This is a genomic window from Microbacterium sp. CCNWLW134 (assembly GCF_037083565.1).
Lineage (GTDB): Bacteria > Actinomycetota > Actinomycetes > Actinomycetales > Microbacteriaceae > Microbacterium.
This window is the reverse complement of the sequence record NZ_JBAOJU010000001.1, coordinates 1,114,284-1,131,341: the sequence shown is the minus strand read 5'-3', so window position 1 is coordinate 1,131,341 and position 17,058 is coordinate 1,114,284. Positions and strand designations below refer to the sequence as shown.

Sequence of the window (17,058 nt, the reverse complement as noted above, 5' to 3'; positions counted from 1 at the left end):
GGAGAGGGCGCGGAAAGGAAAGGATGCGGCGGCGCAGGGATGCGCGACGACGACACCGCGTGTTCGGTTCAGACCAGGAGACGCCCCAGGAGACGGGTCAGCAGACCCTGCTCCTCGCGCGACAGGCCCGCGAGCTCCTCGGCCTCCCGGCGGACCAGCTCCGTCATCGCGGCGTCGACGCGCTCGGTGCCCTCGGGACTCAGGCGCACGAGCACGCCCCGACCATCGCGCGGGTTGGGCCGCCGCTCGACGAGGCCGCGCGCGGCGAGCTTCTCCAGACGGTTGGTCATCGCCGCGCTTCCGATCATGGTGGATTCGATCAGCTGGGCAGGGCTCAGTTCGTGAGGATCCTCTGCGCGACGGAGAGCGGCCAGGACATCGAACTCCCACACCGACAGGCCTGCGCTGAAGAAGGCCTCGGCGCGCAGGCGGGCGAGTCGGAGCGCGACGCGCCGCAGTCGCGACATGACATCGAGCGGAGTGAGATCGACGTCGGGGAGCCGACGGGACCACGCGTCGATCAGCAGATCGACGTCGTCATCCCTCTCCCGGGCCTCCCCGCTCATACTTCGACCGTAGCGGACGCCACGAGGGGTGAGCTGCGTCCCGCGGCGCTACCGCGCGTCGGATGCGGCGACGAAGGCCTCGGCGATCGGCTGCTCTCCCCCGCCGAATCGCAGTGTCCGCCGGACCGTCGCGGGCTCGACCAGCGCTGCCGCGACGGCGGCGGCGACGTCTGCGCGCGGCACCGCACCGCGGCCGTCCGGATCGATGGTGATTCGTCCCGTGCCGGGTTCGTCCAGGAGCGCCCCCGGTCCGAGCACGGTCCACTCCAGACCGGTGCCGCGCAGATGATCGTCGGCGGCGAGCTTGGCGTCGGCATAGGGAAAGAAGTCGTCGTCCTCGGGCACGCCGTGATCGGCCTTCGATCCCAGCCACGACACCATCACGTAGCGCTCGACACCGGCCTGGCCCGCGGCGTCCATCGAGCGGATCGCCGCATCGCGGTCCACCGCATACGTACGCGCGGCGTCACCGCCGCCGGCGCCCGCCGACCAGACGATCGCGTCGTGGCCCGCCACCAGCTCGGCGAGCGCCTCGGTGTCGAGCTGCTCGATGTCGGCCACGCGGGGCGTCGCACCCGTGCCCTCGACCTCGCCGACGTGAGCGGGATTCCGGATGACCGCGGTCACCTCGTCGCCACGCGAGACCAGCAGCGGCGCCAGGAGCATCGCAACCTTGCCGTGTCCACCGAAAACCAGCACCCGAGACATCCGCTCTCCTTCTTTCGACGAACCCTCAGCCCATCGGGCGGCGTCGGCGCTGTCAACCCCGCCCGACGTGGCTAGCGTTGAGGTATGCGACTGACCTCGGCGATCCGCGCCCCGCGTCGCGCGCCTCTGCTGCAGGTGGCCAAATCGGCGATCGCGACCGTGGCCGCCTGGCTCGTCGCCGGCTGGCTGATCCAGGGTCCTCCCCCGGTGTTCGCCGCGATCGCCGCGCTTCTCGTGGTGCAGCCGAGCCTCAACCAGTCGTTCGCGAAGGCGATCGAACGCAGCGTCGGCGTCATCGTGGGTGTGGCCATCGCCTCGGGGCTCGGGATGGTGTTCGGCGACGCCACCTGGGTGGTCCTGGTCGCCATCATCGTCGCCCTGATCGTGGCGTGGGCGGCTCGCGTGACCGCGGGGACGGCGAACCAGGTCGCCATCAGCGCGGTGCTCGTGCTCGCCCTGGGCGCCACCACCCCCGATTACGCCGTCGACCGCATCCTCGAGACCATCATCGGCGCGATCATCGGCATGGTGGTGCACATCGTGATGGTGCCGCCGGTCGCCGTGACTCCCGCACACGAGGCCGTCGACCGGGTCGGGGAGGAACTCGCTCGATCCCTCGAACGCCTCGCCGATGCGCTCACGACGCAGCAGACGCGTCCGCAGATCGAAGAGCTCATGCTCACCGTTCGGCTGCTGCGACCGATGGTGGTCGACGCCGATGAGGCCATCGCGACGGCGCGCGACTCGCTCTCCCTCAATCCGCGGGCCCGGCGGTATCGACGCGAGCTCGGCGAGGTCGAGCAGCTCCTCGCCGTCTTCGGTCCTATCGTGACCCAGACGATCGGGATGACGCGTGCGGTCTACGACCACTACGACGCCAGCCTTGCCACCGAGCCCGCTGTCGTCGCGATCGCCGATCAGCTGCGTCGCGCGGCGCACGACATCCGCCTGGATCTGCGCCGCGCGCCCCGGTCGGGTGGCGCGGAGCCGACGGCGACGACGACGATCCCGGCGCTCACGGCACCCCTGCAACTGACCGCACCATCGGCGACGAACTGGATCGTCGTGGGCTCGTTGATGGAGGACCTGCGCCGGATCCACGATCAGCTCAGCGAAGGCAATCCGTAACGAGGGCCGAATGAGGGGTGTCGCCCGTCCTCGGGGCTGGTAGCGTGCGGGGGCACCGCGGTGACGCACCACAGCCACGACGGAGGACGACAGTGACCCAGAACGCCCCCGCCCCTTCGGCTGCGGTCCGGCCCCGGGAGCAGTGGACCGGCCAGGTCGGCTTCATCCTCTCGGCCATCGGATCGGCGGTCGGCCTCGGCAACATCTGGCGTTTCCCGGGGGTCGCCTACGAGAACGGCGGTGGGGCGTTCCTCATCCCCTACCTGGTCGCGCTCCTGACCGCGGGCATCCCGATCCTGTTCCTCGATTACGCCCTCGGGCACCGGTTCCGTGGTGCCGCGCCCACCGCGTTCCGGCGGATCGGCCGATCGATCGGACGTTTCACCGAGTCGCTCGGATGGTTCCAGGTGGCGATCGCCTTCGTCATCGGCCTCTACTACACGGCCGTGATCGCCTGGGCGCTCAGCTACTTCGTCTTCTCGTTCGACCTGCGCTGGGGCGACGATCCGGCGACCTTCTTCCAGGCCGACTACCTGCAGGTCGGCGACCCCGGGTTGAGCCTGGAGTTCGTGCCGGGCGTGCTCATCCCCCTTGCACTGGTGTGGATCGCCGCGATCCTGGTGCTCGCCGCGGGAGTGGCCAAGGGCCTTCAGCGGGCGAACGTGATCTTCCTCCCCCTCCTCGTCGCGGCCTTCCTGATCCTCGTCATCCGCGCCCTCTTCCTCGACGGCGCAGCCGACGGGCTGAACGCCCTGTTCACCCCGAACTGGGCGGCCCTGGGCGATCCGAACGTGTGGATCGCGGCGTACAGCCAGATCTTCTTCTCGCTGTCGATCGCGTTCGGCATCATGATCACCTACGCCTCCTACCGGCGTCGACGGTCGAATCTGACCTCGCCCGGCCTGGTCGTGGCGTTCGCGAACTCGTCGTTCGAGATCCTCGCCGGCATCGGCGTCTTCGCCACGCTGGGGTTCTTCGCCTTCCAGCAGGGCATCCAGGTCGCCGAACTCGAGGGCCTGACCGGGGTGGGGCTGTCGTTCATCACCTTCCCCGCGATCGTGTCGCAGATGCCCGGCGGCCCGCTGTTCGGATGCCTGTTCTTCGGCTCCCTCACCCTCGCCGGCTTCACGTCGCTGATCTCGGTCCTGCAGGTCGTCTCGGCGGCGTTCCAAGAGAAATTCCGCCTGACACCGCGGGTGGCGGCCACCGCCGTGGGTTCGGTCTCGGCGGTGCTGTCGATCCTGCTCTTCTCCACCACCACCGGCCTGTTGGCCCTCGACGTCACGGATCAGTACGCCAACAATGTGGGGATCGTCGCCTCGGCGGTGCTCACCACGATCGTGGTGATCTGGGTGCTGCGCGGCGGCCCCGAACTCCGCTACCACCTCAACGCGGTGTCGACGTTCCAGGTCGGGCGCGTGTGGGTGCTGCTCGTGGGCGTGCTGGCACCGATCGTGTTGGCCTACATGCTGATCCAGCGCATCGTCGTGCTGATCGTGGAAGGATACGGCGGTCTTCCCGAGTGGTACCTGCTGGTGTTCGGCTGGGGAACGATCGGGTTCATCGTGGTCGCTGCCATCGTCATGTCGGCGCTGAAGTGGCGCGACTCGCCGGATGACTTCCGCGCGTGGCCGTCTTTCCCGCCCGAAGGCCAGGCGGCGAATCGGAAGGAGCACGCGAAATGACCGGTCTCGCCATCACGTTCCTGATCCTGTCGATCATCATCGTCTGGGGCGGGCTGGCCGTCAGCATCCTCTTCCTTCGCTCGCGCCCCGAGCCCACCGAGTACCCTCCGGGTGGGACGGATGATCACCGCGAAGACATCGGTCCGGCCGAACGCGACACCTGAAGCCGGTTGCGTACGCGCCGCGCCGTCCGGACGACGCTCCGCGCAGGAACGCCGACGACGAGCGCCCATCGCCCGGCCGGTGAACGATCCATCTCACCGAGCACGGACTTGCGCTCCCAGGCCAGACGCAGGCGCCCCCCTCGTCCCGCCGGCAGCGCGGGGTCGGCCAGCAGTCCCTGTCGCCGGAACCCCACCAACCGCTCGACGGCCGCGATCCAGTCATCCTCTTCCGGGTCGTGCAGGTAGTTCTCCTGCAACCACGACGTCGACGGAAGCCGGAATCGGCCCGCGAGCAGATCGTCCTCGCCCCCGAGCAGGCCGCTGCCCTCGAAGACCACGTTGATGAGCGCGGGCGAGACGCCGAACGTGTCCAGCGCCAGAACCGGGATGCCGCGGGCGATGGCCTCGATCGCCGCGGTCGAGCTGACCGTGACGAGCCCGGCGGCCTGATCGAGGGCCGCCTGCATCGGCGCCGTCGACAGGACGAGGTTCTCCGGTGGCTCACCGAGCGAACGCAGGAGCTCGGGAAACGCGTCGCGCTCGAGGTGGGTCTGATGCTCCCCCTCTGCGGCGCGGAGCTTGATCACGACGCGCCGTGAGTCGTCCGCCGACGCCAGTCTTCGAAGCATGACGGCCAGCCTCAGGCGGTCGTCCCGGTCGCTCGGCACGATCGCCTGGGCGGCGAAGACGATGTCGGTCGCCCCGCGGGCATGCCCTTGACCACCCGCCCGCGCGGCCGCCGCGGCGAACGGCAGGGTGGCCAGGGCGAAGCGGTGGCGAAGTCCGGTGGTCACCGACAGCGCTGCGAACTCCGTCCGCTCGCGCCGGGAGTGCACGACGAACAGATCGGCGCCCTGCCGGTAGAACAGAGCCTTCCGGGTGGCGGGGACCGAGATGCCCGGAAGCCCCGTCACCACGACCGGTCGCCCCGGAAGGGTGGCGAGGAGACGCACGAGAACCCGGGCCAGTGGGCCGCGGGCCCCGATGATCACGACATCCGGCGGGTCGTCGGCAACGCTCTCCCGCAGCTGCGCGAGCGTCAGCCGGACGACGGCGTCGGCGGGCAGGCCGCTCGTCGTCAGGGCGGCGCGCAGCTGGTCGTCCGAGACCGCCAGCGGCGTGTCGAGGATTCGCATCGAGCGGTCCCAGGTGGCCGGAGCATTCCCCACGAGCGCCGCCGCCCACTTCACGTACGAATCGGTGTCGGCGATGCCGACGACCCGGATCCTCCGCGGTGGCGCTGACCCATCGGCGGACCCTCTCATGTGAGAGAACCTGTCACGTCGGGACGCGGCGGAGCTTGGCCAGAGGGCCCCGCTCGCTGTCGTACACGCGCTTGACGCCGTCACCGAGGGCTGCCTCGATGATCCGGATGTCGCGCACGAGGTGCTGCAGGCCGGCGGGTTCGAGGGAGGCGGCATGGTCGGAGCCCCACATCGTGCGATCGAGCGTGATGTGGCGTTCGACGGCGACCGCGCCCAGCGCGACCGCGGCGAGCGAGACCTGCAGGCCGCGTTCGTGACCGGAGTACCCCACGGGCACTCCGGGGAACCGGTCGCGCAGTGCGGGGATCATGCGCAGGTTGGCCTCGTCGGGCTCCATCGGGTAGGTCGAGGTGGCATGAAGCAGTACGAGGTCATCGGTGCCCAGGGCGTCGACGGCCGCGCTGATCTGCGCCATGGTCGACATGCCAGTGGAGAGGATGACCGGCTTGCCGGTGTCGCGGAGGGCGCCCAGCAGGGCACGGTCGGTGAGGCAGGCGGAGGCGACCTTGTGCGCGCCGACGCCCAGGTCTTCCAGGAACGCCACGCTCGGCACATCCCAGGGCGAGGCGAACCACTCCAGTCCTCGCAGGATCGCGTGGTCGGAGATCTCGATGTACTGATCGCGATCGAACTCGACACGGCGCCGGTAGTCGAGGTAGCTCATCGTGCCCCACGGCGTCTCGCGCGGAATGTCGCGCATGTGCTCGGGCGTCGAGATCTCGGGGGTGCGCTTCTGGAACTTCACCGCGTCGACGCCCGCGTCGGCGGCGACGTCGATGAGGCGCTTGGCGATCTCGACATCGCCGTTATGGTTCAGGCCGATCTCGCCGATGATGTAGGCGGGGTGGCCGCCTCCGATGACGCGGGAGCCGATGGTGACGGTCATGGGGTGGTCCTGTTCTCCTGGAGGTAGGGAAGGGATGTCGGGCCGCGGCGGGCGCGGAGCACGCGCTCAGCGAGCTCTCGCACGGCGCCGTCGCCACCGTGGCGGTCGAGGACGACGCGAGCGGCGCTCAGGACGACGGGGTCGGCGTCGCCGACGGCGACGGGCCAGCCCACGATGTCCATCGCGGGCACGTCGTTGACGTCGTTGCCGAGGTAGGCGATGCGAGACAGCGGGATGCGTGCGGCATCGGCCCAGCTGCGGAGCGCCCCGGCCTTGTCGGCGACGCCCTGCACGACCTCGACGCGGAGCTTCCGCGCCCGGGCGCTGACGACCGGGTTCTCCTCGGTCGAGAGGATGAGGAAGGGGATCTGCGCGGCGCGCAGGCGCGCGACGCCCATGCCGTCGGAGCGGCTGACGCGCACCGCCTCGACACCGGACTCGGTGACCGTGACGGTGTCGTCGGTGTGCACGCCGTCGAAGTCGGTGACGACCGCATCGACATCGAGAGGTTCGGGCGCGTCGACGAGAGGAGCGAGGGCGCGGGCGAGCTCGAGCTCGGCGAAGGAGTCGATCTCGATCGCGGTGCGCTCGGGCACCGTGGCGATTCCGATGCTGCCGAAGAAGCGGTGCCGGATGGTGCGGAAGCCCCGGGCTCGCATGACGTAGAACGCGCCCGTCTCGAGGTAGTGCGGTTCACGGTCCTGCCGGCGCGGACGGTGATCGGCGCGGTGGTTGATCGCTTCGGCGCAGTCGCCCGTGCCTTTGCGCCAGAGGAAGCCGTACGTCTCGATCGCCGAGAACACGCTGTCGCGGCGGCGCTGCTGCACCAGGCGGATGGCACCGTCGAGGGCTTCGCTGTCGATGAACGGCGAGGTGGCCTGCAGGAACGCCACGACGCCGACGTTGACGTCGCGCGCCTCGAGGTCGTCGAGGGCGTGCAGGATCGCCGACTCGGAGCTCGCGGTGTCGCCCGAGAGGTCGGCGGGGCGCCGGATGACCTCGGCCCCCCACTCTTCCGCGACGGCGGCGATCTCGTCGTCGTCGGTCGAAACGCAGACGCGGTCGATGAGATCGCAGCGCCGGGCTGCCTGAATGGCGCGGCCGATGAGCGGGATGCCGCCGACGCGACGCAGATTCTTGCGGGGAACGCCCTTCGATCCGCCCCGGGCCGGGATGATCGCGACGACGTCGCTCATCGTTCGGCCCCCGCCCGCGTCTGGTCGGTCGGCACCGGTTCACCGTTGATGGTCGAGCCGCTGCCGGCGAGGACGAGGCGGAGAGTGGTCGAGGTCGTCGAGGGAAGGGTGTGCAGCTGCAGCGGTCGGGTCGCGCCGGCGAGGATCAGCTCGACGGGGACGGATGCCTCGGCGACCGCGACACCCGGAACGCGGCGGACGGCGTCGAGCTGTTCGGCGGTCTCGCGCCGGTGCGGGAGGTAGGTCGCAGGTTCGGCGCCGGTCGGCGCGGCCGCGGCGAGTTCGGCGAGCCATCTGAGGTAGGCGTCACGTGTCATCCGTCCGTCGACCGGGCGGGCGCTGCCGAGGATCACGCGGGCGCCGAGATCGACCGGCGCGGAGGCTGTCGCGCGCGTCCAGGCGAACCGGTGCCGCTCGATGGCGAAGCCGCGGTCGGCGAGCGCGGCCGTGCGATCCGGGCCGAGGTCGAAGGCCGTGAACAGGTGCGCGGCACGGGAGCGGGCGCGGCGGGCGATCGCCTCGGCGGCGAACGGCGCGACGAGAGAGGTCAGCCCCTTCTCGGTCACGTGGGGGCGAGCGTAGGGGCGGCGTTGAAGGAGGGTGTCGGCGAAGGGCAGCGCGATAGCGCCGTCGTCGAGGAAGGTGAGGGTGCGAGGACGGAGGATGGCGGCAGCGAGACGGAACTGTCCCGAGAATCCGTCGCCGACGAGCCAGTGCGGATGCTGCGCCAGCAGCTTCCACGGGATGCCGAGGTAGGGATCCATCTCACCGAACCGCGCCCCGCGCGCGAGGAGGAGGTCGGCCGTCTCCGACATCTGCGGCGTCAGACGGCCCGCGACCGGGATGGTGGTGCGATGTGCGGCCGCCCACTCGGCGGCGCCGATCAGTTGCAGGGGTGACTCCACCCACGCCAGCACGGCGTCTCGGTTCATGCCACCTCCCAGAGCGTCCAGCGTCGAGCGCTCAGGTGAACGGTGGGGACTCCCCGGGGGGTCGGTCGGTCGACGAGCAGGTGAACGTCCGGTGCCGGTGTCGGGTGTGGATAACTCCGAGGGTGCGCGTTGACGCCGACTACGGTGGTGTCCGTGAAAAGCCGGGTCGGATCAGGGGCACGAAGCACGGTGAGGGGTGTCGCGGGTGTGACGCTCAGCCTCGTCTCCGTGTTCGCGCTCGTGACGGGGTGCGCACCGCAGCCCGAGCCGGTGGAGTCTCAGGGGCCCTTCGTGACAGAGGAAGAGGCCTTCGCCGCCGCCGAGGAGACGTACCGCAACTACGTCGAGGCACTGAACGCCGTCGACCTGAGCGATCCCGAGACCTTCGAGCCCGTCTACGAATGGACGACCGGCGCCGCAAACGCCACTGAACGCGAGAGTCTCACGCAGTTGGCGGCCAAAGGATGGCGCAAGACGGGAGATTCCCTACTCGTCAGTTTCGCGCCCGTTTCCTCCTCAACTGACCCCCCAGCCGCCGTGGCGGCGTTGGCATGCGTCGATGTCTCAGCAGTCGACGTTGTTGATGCGTCCGGCTCCACTGTCGTCCCCGAAACTCGTCCGGACCGCTATGCGGTTGAGCTCGAATTCGAGAGTTCGGGGACAACTGACACAGGTCTGACCGTATCGAAGAGCACTGCGGTGGAGAGCGCTGAATGCGCTGGCTGACGATTGGCACAGTCTCACTTAGCGCGCTGCTGGGCATCGTCGCTCCTGCGTCAGAAGGGTGCGCTGGCTCGAACATGTGGACGCATTGCGAAGTGGGCAACACCGGCACCGAGGTCAACGTCGGCGCGAGCACGGGCTCGGGCGGCGGCGGTGGGCAGATCGGCGAGGGTCGCCGCGGAGGTGGATCCGAGAGTGCGGACGTCGCCGATCCCGTCGAACCCGATTGCGTCGTCGAACTGCGGCGCTGCGACATCGACTATCAGGTCGAGGCTCCTCCCGAGGTGACGATCGAGGATCTCGCCTCATTCCGTCCGGCGGTGCCGCTCCTCGGCGGTGAACCATCCGGGTTCGGTGTGGTCGGGATGCCGACGAATGTGTACGCATCCGCGAGCGCGCAGGAGATCCCCGGCGAGATCCTCGGCTGGGATGTGGTCGTCCGGTTCGAGCCGGCGGCATACGTCTTCTCCTATGGCGACGGCACGACCGTGCGGTCCTCCTCGGGCGGGTCGTCGTGGTCGGCCCTCGGGCAGCCGCAGTTCACTCCGACCGCAACCAGCCATGTCTACGCCGAGCGCGGGGTGTACCCGGTGGCGGTGACGGTGGAGTACACCGCCGCCGTCACCTTCGGGTCGACGTGGCGCCCTGTGCCCGGGGTCGTCACCTCGTCGGCCGGAGGCTACGAGGTCGACGTCCGCGAGGTGCGAACGGCACTGGTCGACCGGACGTGCCGTGAGGACCCGGCCGGTCCGGGCTGTTGATCTGACGCAACTGAACTCGGTCGACGTGACAGGATGTGCCCATGCCGGATCGCCTGATGCTGCTCGACTCCGCGTCCGTATGTTGCAAGAGCAACTGCCTCGTACGGAGATGAAGTGACGCTCTCCGGATTCTGGTCCTATGTCCACGCTGACGACGATGCAGAGGGTGGGCGTATAGCCCAGCTTGGCCGGGATATCGCAGCGCAATTTGAGTTGCTGACCGGCGAGTCGATCGAGCTCTTTCTCGACCGGGACTCCCTGGAGTGGGGCGCGCAGTGGCGCGAGCGGATTGAAACTTCGCTAGCGACTATCGCGTTCTTCGTTCCCGTGCTCACCCCTCGCTACTTCGCGAGCGCGGCCTGCAGGGCCGAGCTACAGACCTTCTCTCGGCGCGCAGACCAACTCGGCTTGCGTGCACTTCTACTCCCCGTCCTGTATGCAGATCTGCCATTCAATGAGGGCGAGGACGAGCTGGTCGAGCTTGCGCGATCGTTTCAGTGGGTCGACTGGCGTGACTTGCGTTTCAGTGATCGGACCGATGGCTCCTACCGGAGAGCTGTCCACGAGTTGGCTCAGCGTCTCGTGCTGGCGAATAGGGTCGCCGAGACGCGTGAGGCGACCGAGGCCACCCTCGAGGTCGCTGAGGAGCTGGACGCGCCCGGGACGCTCGACATCCTCGCGTCCTATGAGGAGTCTCTGCCCGCCCTCGCGAGCATGTCGAACGAGATTGCGGAGCAGATCGCGAGAGTGGGCAGGGTAACCACCGCCCACACGCCGCGGCTCGAGGCCGTCCCGTCGGGGACGACACCCTTCGTATGGCGCCTTCGCGTTGTCCGCGATCTCTCAGGGGAACTCGCGTCTCCGGCGGCTGAACTCGCGAGGTTGGGCGAAGCATTTACGCTCAAGCTTCATGACATGGATGTCGGTGTCCGAACGATCATCGAGACAGCGCCCAGCCAACCACAGAACCGCGACGTGTTCTGCCGTTTCTTCGCTCAGGTGCGGCAGCTCTCTGCCTCCGCTGCAACCGGCCTCTCGCCCCTTCAACGGATGCTCGAGAATGCGGCAGCACTAGAGAGCCTCTCGCGCGAAATCCGACCAGTCATTCGGGAGATGCGCCAGGGAGTCACCTTGATTCTGGAGGCCCAAGAGGTCATGGCCGGTTGGGTGTCGCTCATCGACAATCTGGACTTCGGTTGCAGTGACGCTGCGCTAGATCGAGCATTGGTGGAAGGGTAGCTTCATGCCGGATCGCCTGATGCTGCTCGACTCCGCGTCTCTGTACTTCCGCGCGTTCTACGGCGTGCCCGACACGGTCAAGGCACCCGACGGCGCGCCGGTGAACGCCGTACGTGGTTTCCTCGACATCATCGCCAAGCTGGTCACGACGTACGAGCCGACGCGACTGGTGGCCTGCTGGGATGATGACTGGCGCCCGCAGTGGCGTGTCGATCTGATTCCCTCCTATAAAGCGCATCGCGTCGCCGAGATCGTCGCGGGCGGGCACGATGTCGAGGTGGTGCCCGATCCGCTCGAAGCACAGGTGCCGATGATCCGCCAGACGCTCGAGGCGCTGCGGATTCCCATCGCCGGGGCATCCGACTACGAAGCGGACGACGTCATCGGTACGCTGGCGACGACTGCGACGGTGCCGGTCGACATCGTGACCGGTGACCGCGACCTTTTTCAACTCGTGGACGACGAACGCGACGTTCGCGTCATCTACACGGCCCGCGGAATGAGCAATCTCGAAGTGGTCACCGGCGAGGTGGTGGAGAAGAAGTACGGGGTTCGACCCGACCAGTACGCCGACTTCTCCACGCTGCGCGGTGACACCTCGGACGGCCTTCCCGGCGTGAGCGGCGTGGGAGAGAAGACCGCGGCGAGCCTCCTGTCGCAGCATGGCGACCTCGCGGGGATCATCGCAGCGGCCGAGGCCGGCGAAGGGATGTCTGCGGGGGTGCGGTCCAAGATCCTGGCGGCGCTCCCCTACCTCGAGGTGGCTCCGCGGGTCGTCGGTGTGGCGCGCGATCTCGATCTCACGGTGACCGGTGACGACCTGACCCCCCTCGATTCCACTGCCACGGCGGCCGCGCGCGAGCTCGCCGAACGCTGGGCGCTGGGTGGTTCGATGGATCGCGTCCTTGCGGCGATCGGCGTCGCAGGCGCGTAGCTGCCTTCACACCACCGTCGAGGCGGGCGGCCAGGCAGACCACGGTCCGGAGATGCTCTGGAGGGCGTCGAGCGCCATCTGAGCCTCTTCTCGCGACATGCCCTGCGCTCGGAATCCCCCGGATGAACGGCCGTCCGGCGACTCGAATGCGAAAGCGAGCCAGGGGTCTCCCTCCCGGAAAGAGATCGCTTCCCTGTAGTGACCGTTCACCACCGCACGCACCAGTCGTTCGAGTTCATTCGCCTCGTGTTCCCACGTCGAGTCGCAGGCATCACAGCTACACACCGGGTAGGCGAAGTCATGAAGGAGACCCGCATGGACATGCACGCCCGGACGGTCGTGGAAGATGAAGGTCAGCGCGGCACACGAAGCATCGACGGGCCGAAGCCGCACCCCCCTCACGACGTCCGGCGGCGAGCCGTGCCACCTGTTGCCATAGTCGATGACGCGACCGTCCCGGTCTCGGAAGGTCTGTGTCGCGAAGGACGGGCGCACGTACATCATCTCGGCCACCCGTCTTCGGGTCGCGCCGCGTCGCCCCGCATCCTCTTCACCCCGCGAGCGTCGAGCTCGCTGAGGATGCGCCCGACGAACTCGGCGACCCCCCGCGATGACGACGCCGCCGGCCGCCCGCCGCACGTCACGTCGGCGGCGAGCGCCGATCTCGCCTCGGCCCGGTCGATGTGGCCGGGCACCGCGAACGCGAGGACGTCGAAGTTCCTCTCCTCGTACCGCGGGATCGCTGCGCGGATCCGACCGATATCCGGGTCGTCGCTGGTGACGTGCAGATATGCACGCAGCTCGGGATCGAACCCCGTGCCGCCGACGTAGGCCACGGCGTTCGTCGCGACGTCGATCCAGACGTAGATCCAGGAGCCGGACGGTTGCACGCGCCCCGCGCGGACGCGGACCTCGCGTACGCGGTCGGTGCTCATCGGCCCACGCTATCCGACACAACCGAGCGGGAACGCTGTGCAGGAGACACCGCGACGTCACTGCGCCGGCAGGCAGCCGCCGTCGAGGATGAGCCCGCCGACCTCGATCTGCACCGTCTGAGCGGAGATCTCCCCGTAGAAGCACCCGCCGGCCACGCCCAGCGCCCCGAAGAGGAGATCGTCCGCGTCGCCTCGCGTCTGCACGTCCGTCAACCCCGCGTCCCGCAGCGTCGCGACGACCGATTCCGGGGTGACCGCCCCGTCGCTTCGCAGCGCGTCCAACGCCACGACGACCTCCGGAAGCAGCTCACGGTTCGCCGCGACAGCCTCGTCCGAGAGCGGCATGCGCTCCCGATAGCCGTCGTTGGCGGCCATCGCGGCGTCGGGGTCATAAGGAGCACAGTCGGGCGGAAGCTCGACCCCCGGCACGGCAGGACACGCCGCCGTCGGCGTCGGACTGCCCGCCCCGGATCGACCCGCGACATGCTCTCCCGCGTCGGCACACCCGGCGACGGCGGTCATCACGCACCCCAGGACGACCGCCAGGACGGCGGCATCAGCCAGACGTCGATGCCGCGTCATCCTCGTCCGCCCTTCGTCCCTCCCCGCGGCCCGCTCCGCATGGAGGCGACGCTAGCCCCGATCAGCACCGTGGAATAGACCCCCACGAGAGCCAGCACGAGCACGAGCGCCGGCGTCCAGCTGCCGGTGAGGTCGTGCAGCAGGCCGAAGAGGGGCCCGCCGGCGGCGGCGACGACGTACCCGCCGCCCTGCACGAAAGCCGAGAGGCCCGCCGCTTCGTTGTCGCTGCGCGCCACGGCGACCAGCACCGAGAAGATCACGACGAACCCGCCCGCATGCCCGATGGCGCCGATCGCGAGCCACAGGCCGAGCAGCTCCGGCGCGGCGAGCAGTCCGATGCCCAGCACGACCCACGACACGCAGATGACCACCGGTGGCACCAACCGCGGCGTCCACCGGGCGAGGAACGGGACGACGAACGCTCCCAGGATTCCCGCCCCCTGATAGATCGACGCGATCACCCCGGCCGTGTCCGGCCCGACCCCGAGTTCATCGGAGGCGATCGCGGGCATCCAGGTCGACAGGCCGTAGTACAGAAAGCTCTGCAACCCGAACGACGCCACGAGCAGCCAGGTGACGGGCCGGCGCATCATCGACCTCTCCTCGCGCCGAGAGGCGACGACCGGCAGCGGTCCGGTGATCGTGGCGGGGTCGATGTCGAGAGCGGATGCCCCGCCCGAGCCGTCGCGCCCAGGTGTCACCTCTCCGGAGTAACGCTGCGCGTCTTCGCCCTGTCGCCGCGACCGCGCGAGATGCGCACCCCAGAGCACGATGCCCGCGATCGTGATGAGCGACCACGACACCAGCGCCCACGGCCAGCCGATGAGCGACGCCAGCGGTGCGGTCAAGGACGACGTCATGAGCGACCCGACGTTCATCGTCGCCGCGTATCCGGCCGTGACCACCGCGACCCGTGCGGGCGGGACGTCGCGACGGATGATCACGGGGATCACGACGTTCCCGATGGTGATGGACGCCCCGATCACCACCATCCCGGCGAGCATGAACCCGAAGTCGGGGATCGAGCGGATCACGGTGCCCAGGAGCACGCCCGACAGCGAGACGAGCAGCGCCATCTCGGCACCCGTCCGACGGACGAAGATCGCCGCGAGCGGGGTGAGGAGCGCGAACATCAGCACCGGCGCGGTGGTGAGGAGCCCGGCGGTCGCGCCGGTGATGCCGAGGTCCGCCTCGATGTCGCGCAGCACCGGCGTGGGCGAGACGATGGGGCCGCGCAGGCTCAGCGCGGCGGTGAGGACGCCGGCGATGACGAACCAGGGGAACGCGCGTTTCACCGCCGCGAGCCCGTCCACTCCCGGAGCTTCTCCAACGGCCACGTGGTCACGATCCGCTCGGCGGGCACCCCGGCCTTCTCCGCACGCTCGGCGCCGTAGTCCAGCAGCGACAGCTGTCCCGGCGCGTGGGCGTCGGAGTCGATGGAGAACAGGCAGCCGGCGTCGAGGGCGAGCGCGATGAGGTCATCGGGCGGATCCTGGCGCTCGGGGCGGGAGTTGATCTCCACCGCGACCCGGTGCTGCGCGCAGGCGTCGAACACGGCGCGCGGGTCGAACTCCGACGGCGGACGCGTTCCCCGCGATCCCTCGACCAGCCGTCCGGTGACGTGTCCGAGCACGTCCACCCGGCCGCTGGAGACGGCCGCGACCATGCGCCGGGTCATCGGCGCGCGGTCCATGCGCAGATGGGAATGCACCGATGCGACGACCACGTCGAGCTCCCGGAGCAGGTCGGTCTCCTGATCCAGTCCCCCGTCGTCGAGGATGTCGACCTCGATGCCGGTGAGGACGGTGACGCCCTCCCGCGGGAGGGCACGGACGACGGCGAGCTGTTCGCGGAGCCGCTCCGCCGACAGCCCGTTCGCCACACGCAGGCGCGGGGAGTGATCGGTCAGCGCGAAGTATTCGTGCCCGAGGTCGTTCGCGGCGGCGACCATCAGATCGATCGAGGTCAACCCGTCCGACCACTCGCTGTGGGCGTGGAGATCGCCCCGCAGGAGCGGTCGGAGCAGCGACGCCCGCTCTTCCCCGGCCTTGGCGCGCAGGTCGGTCAAGTACTGCGGAACCTTCCCGGCGAGCGCCTCCTGGATCACCCCGAAGGTGGAGTCGCCGATCCCCTTCCGGCGTTTCAGCGCGGCCGTGTCGCGCAGCTGGGCCTCATCGAGATCGGCGATGGCGTCGGCCGCGACGCGGAAGGCCTTGGATTTGTATCGCGACGACCGCTCCCGCTCGAGAAGTCGCGCGATCTCCGTCAGCGCCTCGTGGGGGTTCATGCCCCCGCGAGCGCCTGGGAGGTCGTGACCCATTCGTCGAGCTTGCGCGCGGCCGCACCGTCGTCGATCGTCGCGGCAGCGACATCCCGGGCCTCGGCCAGCCGCTCCAGGATCGGCCGCCCCGCCTGTCCCGGGTCGCGGAAGAGCCGGTAGGCGACGATGCCCGCGGCGGCGTTGAGCTCCACGATGTCGCGGACCGGTCCGCTCTCGCCGTCGAAGACGCGGCGCACGATGGCGGCGTTGTGCTCGGGTTCCCCTCCCAGCAGATCGTCGATGTCGGCGAGCGGGATGCCGAGATCGCGGGGATCGAGGTCGTGCTCGTGGATGTCGCCGAGGCTGATCTCCCACAGTCGACTGTGGCCGGTGGTGGTCAGCTCGTCCAGCCCGTCGTCACCGCGGAAGACCAGGGCCGTCGCGCCCCTGGTGCGGAAGACGCCGGTGATGAGGGGCACGCGGTCGAGGGATGCCACCCCCACCGCGTTCGCCTCGGCGCGGGCGGGGTTGCACAGCGGCCCGAGGAAGTTGAACACCGTGGGAACGCCCAGCTCCCGTCGCACGGGGCCGGCGTGCCGGAACCCGGGGTGGAACGCCGTCGCGAACGCGAAGGTGATGCCCGCTCGCGAGAGGCTCTCCGCCACCGCGGCCGGGTCGAGGGTCAGGTCGATGCCGAGAGCCGAGAGCACGTCCGACGAGCCCGAGGACGAGCTCGCCGCCTTGTTGCCGTGCTTCACGACCGGGATCCCGGATGCCGCGGCGACGACGGCCGCCATGGTGGAGACGTTCACGGTGCCGAACCTGTCGCCGCCCGTGCCGACGATGTCGAGCACCTCGGCGGGGACCGGAAGGGGCACGGCGGCCTCGAGGATCGCGTCGCGGAACCCGACGATCTCGTCGACCGTCTCGCCCTTCGCACGCAGGGCGGTGAGGAACCCGCCGATCTGCGCGGGGGTCGCGTCGCCCCGCATGATCCGACGCATCGCCCACGTGGATTCGGACACACTGAGGTCACGTCGATCCAACAGGCTCGTCAGCACGCCCGGCCACGAAAAGAGCTCCGCCATGGCCCT

At 69.4% G+C, this 17,058-nt stretch carries 19 protein-coding genes; 7 read left to right on the top strand and 12 right to left on the bottom strand.

Annotated features, from left to right (window positions below; genetic code table 11):
* Nucleotides 1–68 precede the first annotated feature (68 nt).
* Together V6S02_RS05345 and V6S02_RS05340 are read right to left on the bottom strand one after the other, a co-directional pair.
* The gene (locus V6S02_RS05345; RefSeq protein WP_124293057.1) at nt 69–566 is read right to left on the bottom strand and encodes a MarR family winged helix-turn-helix transcriptional regulator; all 498 of its coding nucleotides are present in this window, start codon (nt 564–566) and stop codon (nt 69–71) included.
* Between the two features lie 48 nt (nt 567–614).
* Nucleotides 615–1,274, bottom strand: coding sequence for an SDR family oxidoreductase (locus V6S02_RS05340; protein ID WP_336400129.1), 660 nt, complete (start codon nt 1,272–1,274; stop codon nt 615–617).
* Between the two features lie 84 nt (nt 1,275–1,358).
* Between V6S02_RS05340 and V6S02_RS05335 the strand changes: the two genes are divergently transcribed.
* The 3 genes from V6S02_RS05335 to V6S02_RS05325 all read left to right on the top strand — a co-directional run bounded on the left by V6S02_RS05335 (nt 1,359) and on the right by V6S02_RS05325 (nt 4,251).
* The gene (locus V6S02_RS05335) at nt 1,359–2,402 is read left to right on the top strand and encodes an FUSC family protein (RefSeq protein ID WP_336400128.1); all 1,044 of its coding nucleotides are present in this window, start codon (nt 1,359–1,361) and stop codon (nt 2,400–2,402) included.
* 92 nt (nt 2,403–2,494) lie between these two features.
* Nucleotides 2,495–4,087: a sodium-dependent transporter gene (locus tag V6S02_RS05330; RefSeq protein ID WP_336400127.1), complete on the top strand. Its 1,593-nt coding sequence runs from the start codon at nt 2,495–2,497 to the stop codon at nt 4,085–4,087.
* Complete coding sequence (locus V6S02_RS05325; protein ID WP_124293053.1) at nt 4,084–4,251, top strand: methionine/alanine import family NSS transporter small subunit; 168 nt, start codon at nt 4,084–4,086, stop codon at nt 4,249–4,251. The genes V6S02_RS05330 and V6S02_RS05325 overlap by 4 nt, the downstream gene beginning before the upstream one ends.
* On the opposite strand, the gene V6S02_RS05320 is transcribed toward V6S02_RS05325, so the two are convergent.
* From V6S02_RS05320 to V6S02_RS05305, 4 genes are read right to left on the bottom strand one after another with little or no spacing between them, the layout of a single operon-like run.
* The gene (locus V6S02_RS05320) at nt 4,212–5,516 is read right to left on the bottom strand and encodes a DUF6716 putative glycosyltransferase (RefSeq protein ID WP_336400126.1); all 1,305 of its coding nucleotides are present in this window, start codon (nt 5,514–5,516) and stop codon (nt 4,212–4,214) included. The genes V6S02_RS05325 and V6S02_RS05320 overlap by 40 nt on opposite strands.
* A gap of 13 nt (nt 5,517–5,529) precedes the next feature.
* Nucleotides 5,530–6,402, bottom strand: coding sequence for an N-acetylneuraminate synthase family protein (locus tag V6S02_RS05315; protein WP_124293051.1), 873 nt, complete (start codon nt 6,400–6,402; stop codon nt 5,530–5,532).
* Nucleotides 6,399–7,598 (bottom strand): acylneuraminate cytidylyltransferase, encoded by a 1,200-nt coding sequence (locus tag V6S02_RS05310; RefSeq protein WP_124293050.1) that lies wholly within the window; start codon nt 7,596–7,598, stop codon nt 6,399–6,401. Before V6S02_RS05310 ends, V6S02_RS05315 begins: the two co-directional genes overlap by 4 nt.
* Nucleotides 7,595–8,530, bottom strand: a complete 936-nt coding sequence (locus V6S02_RS05305; protein WP_124293049.1) for a hypothetical protein — start codon at nt 8,528–8,530, stop codon at nt 7,595–7,597. Before V6S02_RS05305 ends, V6S02_RS05310 begins: the two co-directional genes overlap by 4 nt.
* A gap of 207 nt (nt 8,531–8,737) precedes the next feature.
* Between V6S02_RS05305 and V6S02_RS05300 the strand changes: the two genes are divergently transcribed.
* The 4 genes from V6S02_RS05300 to V6S02_RS05285 all read left to right on the top strand — a co-directional run bounded on the left by V6S02_RS05300 (nt 8,738) and on the right by V6S02_RS05285 (nt 12,187).
* A complete protein-coding gene (locus V6S02_RS05300) occupies nt 8,738–9,256 on the top strand; it encodes a hypothetical protein (protein WP_336400125.1) in 519 nt (172 codons plus the stop codon).
* Between the two features lie 92 nt (nt 9,257–9,348).
* On the top strand, nt 9,349–10,014 hold the full coding sequence (locus V6S02_RS05295) for a hypothetical protein (RefSeq protein ID WP_336400124.1): 666 nt from the start codon (nt 9,349–9,351) through the stop codon (nt 10,012–10,014).
* Nucleotides 10,015–10,128: 114 nt separating this feature from the next.
* A complete protein-coding gene (locus V6S02_RS05290) occupies nt 10,129–11,253 on the top strand; it encodes a toll/interleukin-1 receptor domain-containing protein (RefSeq protein WP_336400123.1) in 1,125 nt (374 codons plus the stop codon).
* A gap of 4 nt (nt 11,254–11,257) precedes the next feature.
* Nucleotides 11,258–12,187, top strand: coding sequence for a 5'-3' exonuclease (locus V6S02_RS05285; protein WP_336400122.1), 930 nt, complete (start codon nt 11,258–11,260; stop codon nt 12,185–12,187).
* Between the two features lie 6 nt (nt 12,188–12,193).
* Here V6S02_RS05285 and V6S02_RS05280 read toward each other — a convergent pair whose 3' ends face one another.
* The 6 genes from V6S02_RS05280 to trpD are packed head-to-tail and all read right to left on the bottom strand — an operon-like array spanning nt 12,194 to nt 17,052.
* Nucleotides 12,194–12,691: a DUF6226 family protein gene (locus V6S02_RS05280; protein ID WP_336400785.1), complete on the bottom strand. Its 498-nt coding sequence runs from the start codon at nt 12,689–12,691 to the stop codon at nt 12,194–12,196.
* Nucleotides 12,688–13,122, bottom strand: coding sequence for a hypothetical protein (locus tag V6S02_RS05275; protein WP_336400121.1), 435 nt, complete (start codon nt 13,120–13,122; stop codon nt 12,688–12,690). Before V6S02_RS05275 ends, V6S02_RS05280 begins: the two co-directional genes overlap by 4 nt.
* A gap of 57 nt (nt 13,123–13,179) precedes the next feature.
* On the bottom strand, nt 13,180–13,704 hold the full coding sequence (locus V6S02_RS05270; RefSeq protein WP_336400120.1) for a hypothetical protein: 525 nt from the start codon (nt 13,702–13,704) through the stop codon (nt 13,180–13,182).
* Nucleotides 13,701–15,041: an MFS transporter gene (locus V6S02_RS05265; RefSeq protein ID WP_336400119.1), complete on the bottom strand. Its 1,341-nt coding sequence runs from the start codon at nt 15,039–15,041 to the stop codon at nt 13,701–13,703. The genes V6S02_RS05270 and V6S02_RS05265 overlap by 4 nt, the downstream gene beginning before the upstream one ends.
* Entirely contained in the window at nt 14,996–15,991 is a 996-nt protein-coding gene (locus tag V6S02_RS05260) for a PHP domain-containing protein (RefSeq protein WP_336400118.1), read from the bottom strand. The genes V6S02_RS05265 and V6S02_RS05260 overlap by 46 nt, the downstream gene beginning before the upstream one ends.
* Nucleotides 15,988–17,052: an anthranilate phosphoribosyltransferase gene (gene trpD, locus V6S02_RS05255; protein ID WP_336400117.1), complete on the bottom strand. Its 1,065-nt coding sequence runs from the start codon at nt 17,050–17,052 to the stop codon at nt 15,988–15,990. The genes V6S02_RS05260 and trpD overlap by 4 nt, the downstream gene beginning before the upstream one ends.
* Nucleotides 17,053–17,058: the final 6 nt, after the last annotated feature.

Coding starts and splice junctions, on each gene's coding strand:
- V6S02_RS05320 (WP_336400126.1), bottom strand. CDS start 5,516: ATGAGAGGGTCCGCCGATGGGTCAGCGCCACCGCGGAGGATCCGGGTC.
- V6S02_RS05285 (WP_336400122.1), top strand. CDS start 11,258: ATGCCGGATCGCCTGATGCTGCTCGACTCCGCGTCTCTGTACTTCCGC.
- V6S02_RS05325 (WP_124293053.1), top strand. CDS start 4,084: ATGACCGGTCTCGCCATCACGTTCCTGATCCTGTCGATCATCATCGTC.
- V6S02_RS05305 (WP_124293049.1), bottom strand. CDS start 8,530: ATGAACCGAGACGCCGTGCTGGCGTGGGTGGAGTCACCCCTGCAACTG.
- V6S02_RS05340 (WP_336400129.1), bottom strand. CDS start 1,274: ATGTCTCGGGTGCTGGTTTTCGGTGGACACGGCAAGGTTGCGATGCTC.
- V6S02_RS05280 (WP_336400785.1), bottom strand. CDS start 12,691: ATGATGTACGTGCGCCCGTCCTTCGCGACACAGACCTTCCGAGACCGG.
- V6S02_RS05270 (WP_336400120.1), bottom strand. CDS start 13,704: ATGACGCGGCATCGACGTCTGGCTGATGCCGCCGTCCTGGCGGTCGTC.
- V6S02_RS05275 (WP_336400121.1), bottom strand. CDS start 13,122: ATGAGCACCGACCGCGTACGCGAGGTCCGCGTCCGCGCGGGGCGCGTG.
- V6S02_RS05315 (WP_124293051.1), bottom strand. CDS start 6,402: ATGACCGTCACCATCGGCTCCCGCGTCATCGGAGGCGGCCACCCCGCC.
- V6S02_RS05260 (WP_336400118.1), bottom strand. CDS start 15,991: ATGAACCCCCACGAGGCGCTGACGGAGATCGCGCGACTTCTCGAGCGG.
- V6S02_RS05345 (WP_124293057.1), bottom strand. CDS start 566: ATGAGCGGGGAGGCCCGGGAGAGGGATGACGACGTCGATCTGCTGATC.
- V6S02_RS05335 (WP_336400128.1), top strand. CDS start 1,359: ATGCGACTGACCTCGGCGATCCGCGCCCCGCGTCGCGCGCCTCTGCTG.
- V6S02_RS05310 (WP_124293050.1), bottom strand. CDS start 7,598: ATGAGCGACGTCGTCGCGATCATCCCGGCCCGGGGCGGATCGAAGGGC.
- trpD (WP_336400117.1), bottom strand. CDS start 17,052: ATGGCGGAGCTCTTTTCGTGGCCGGGCGTGCTGACGAGCCTGTTGGAT.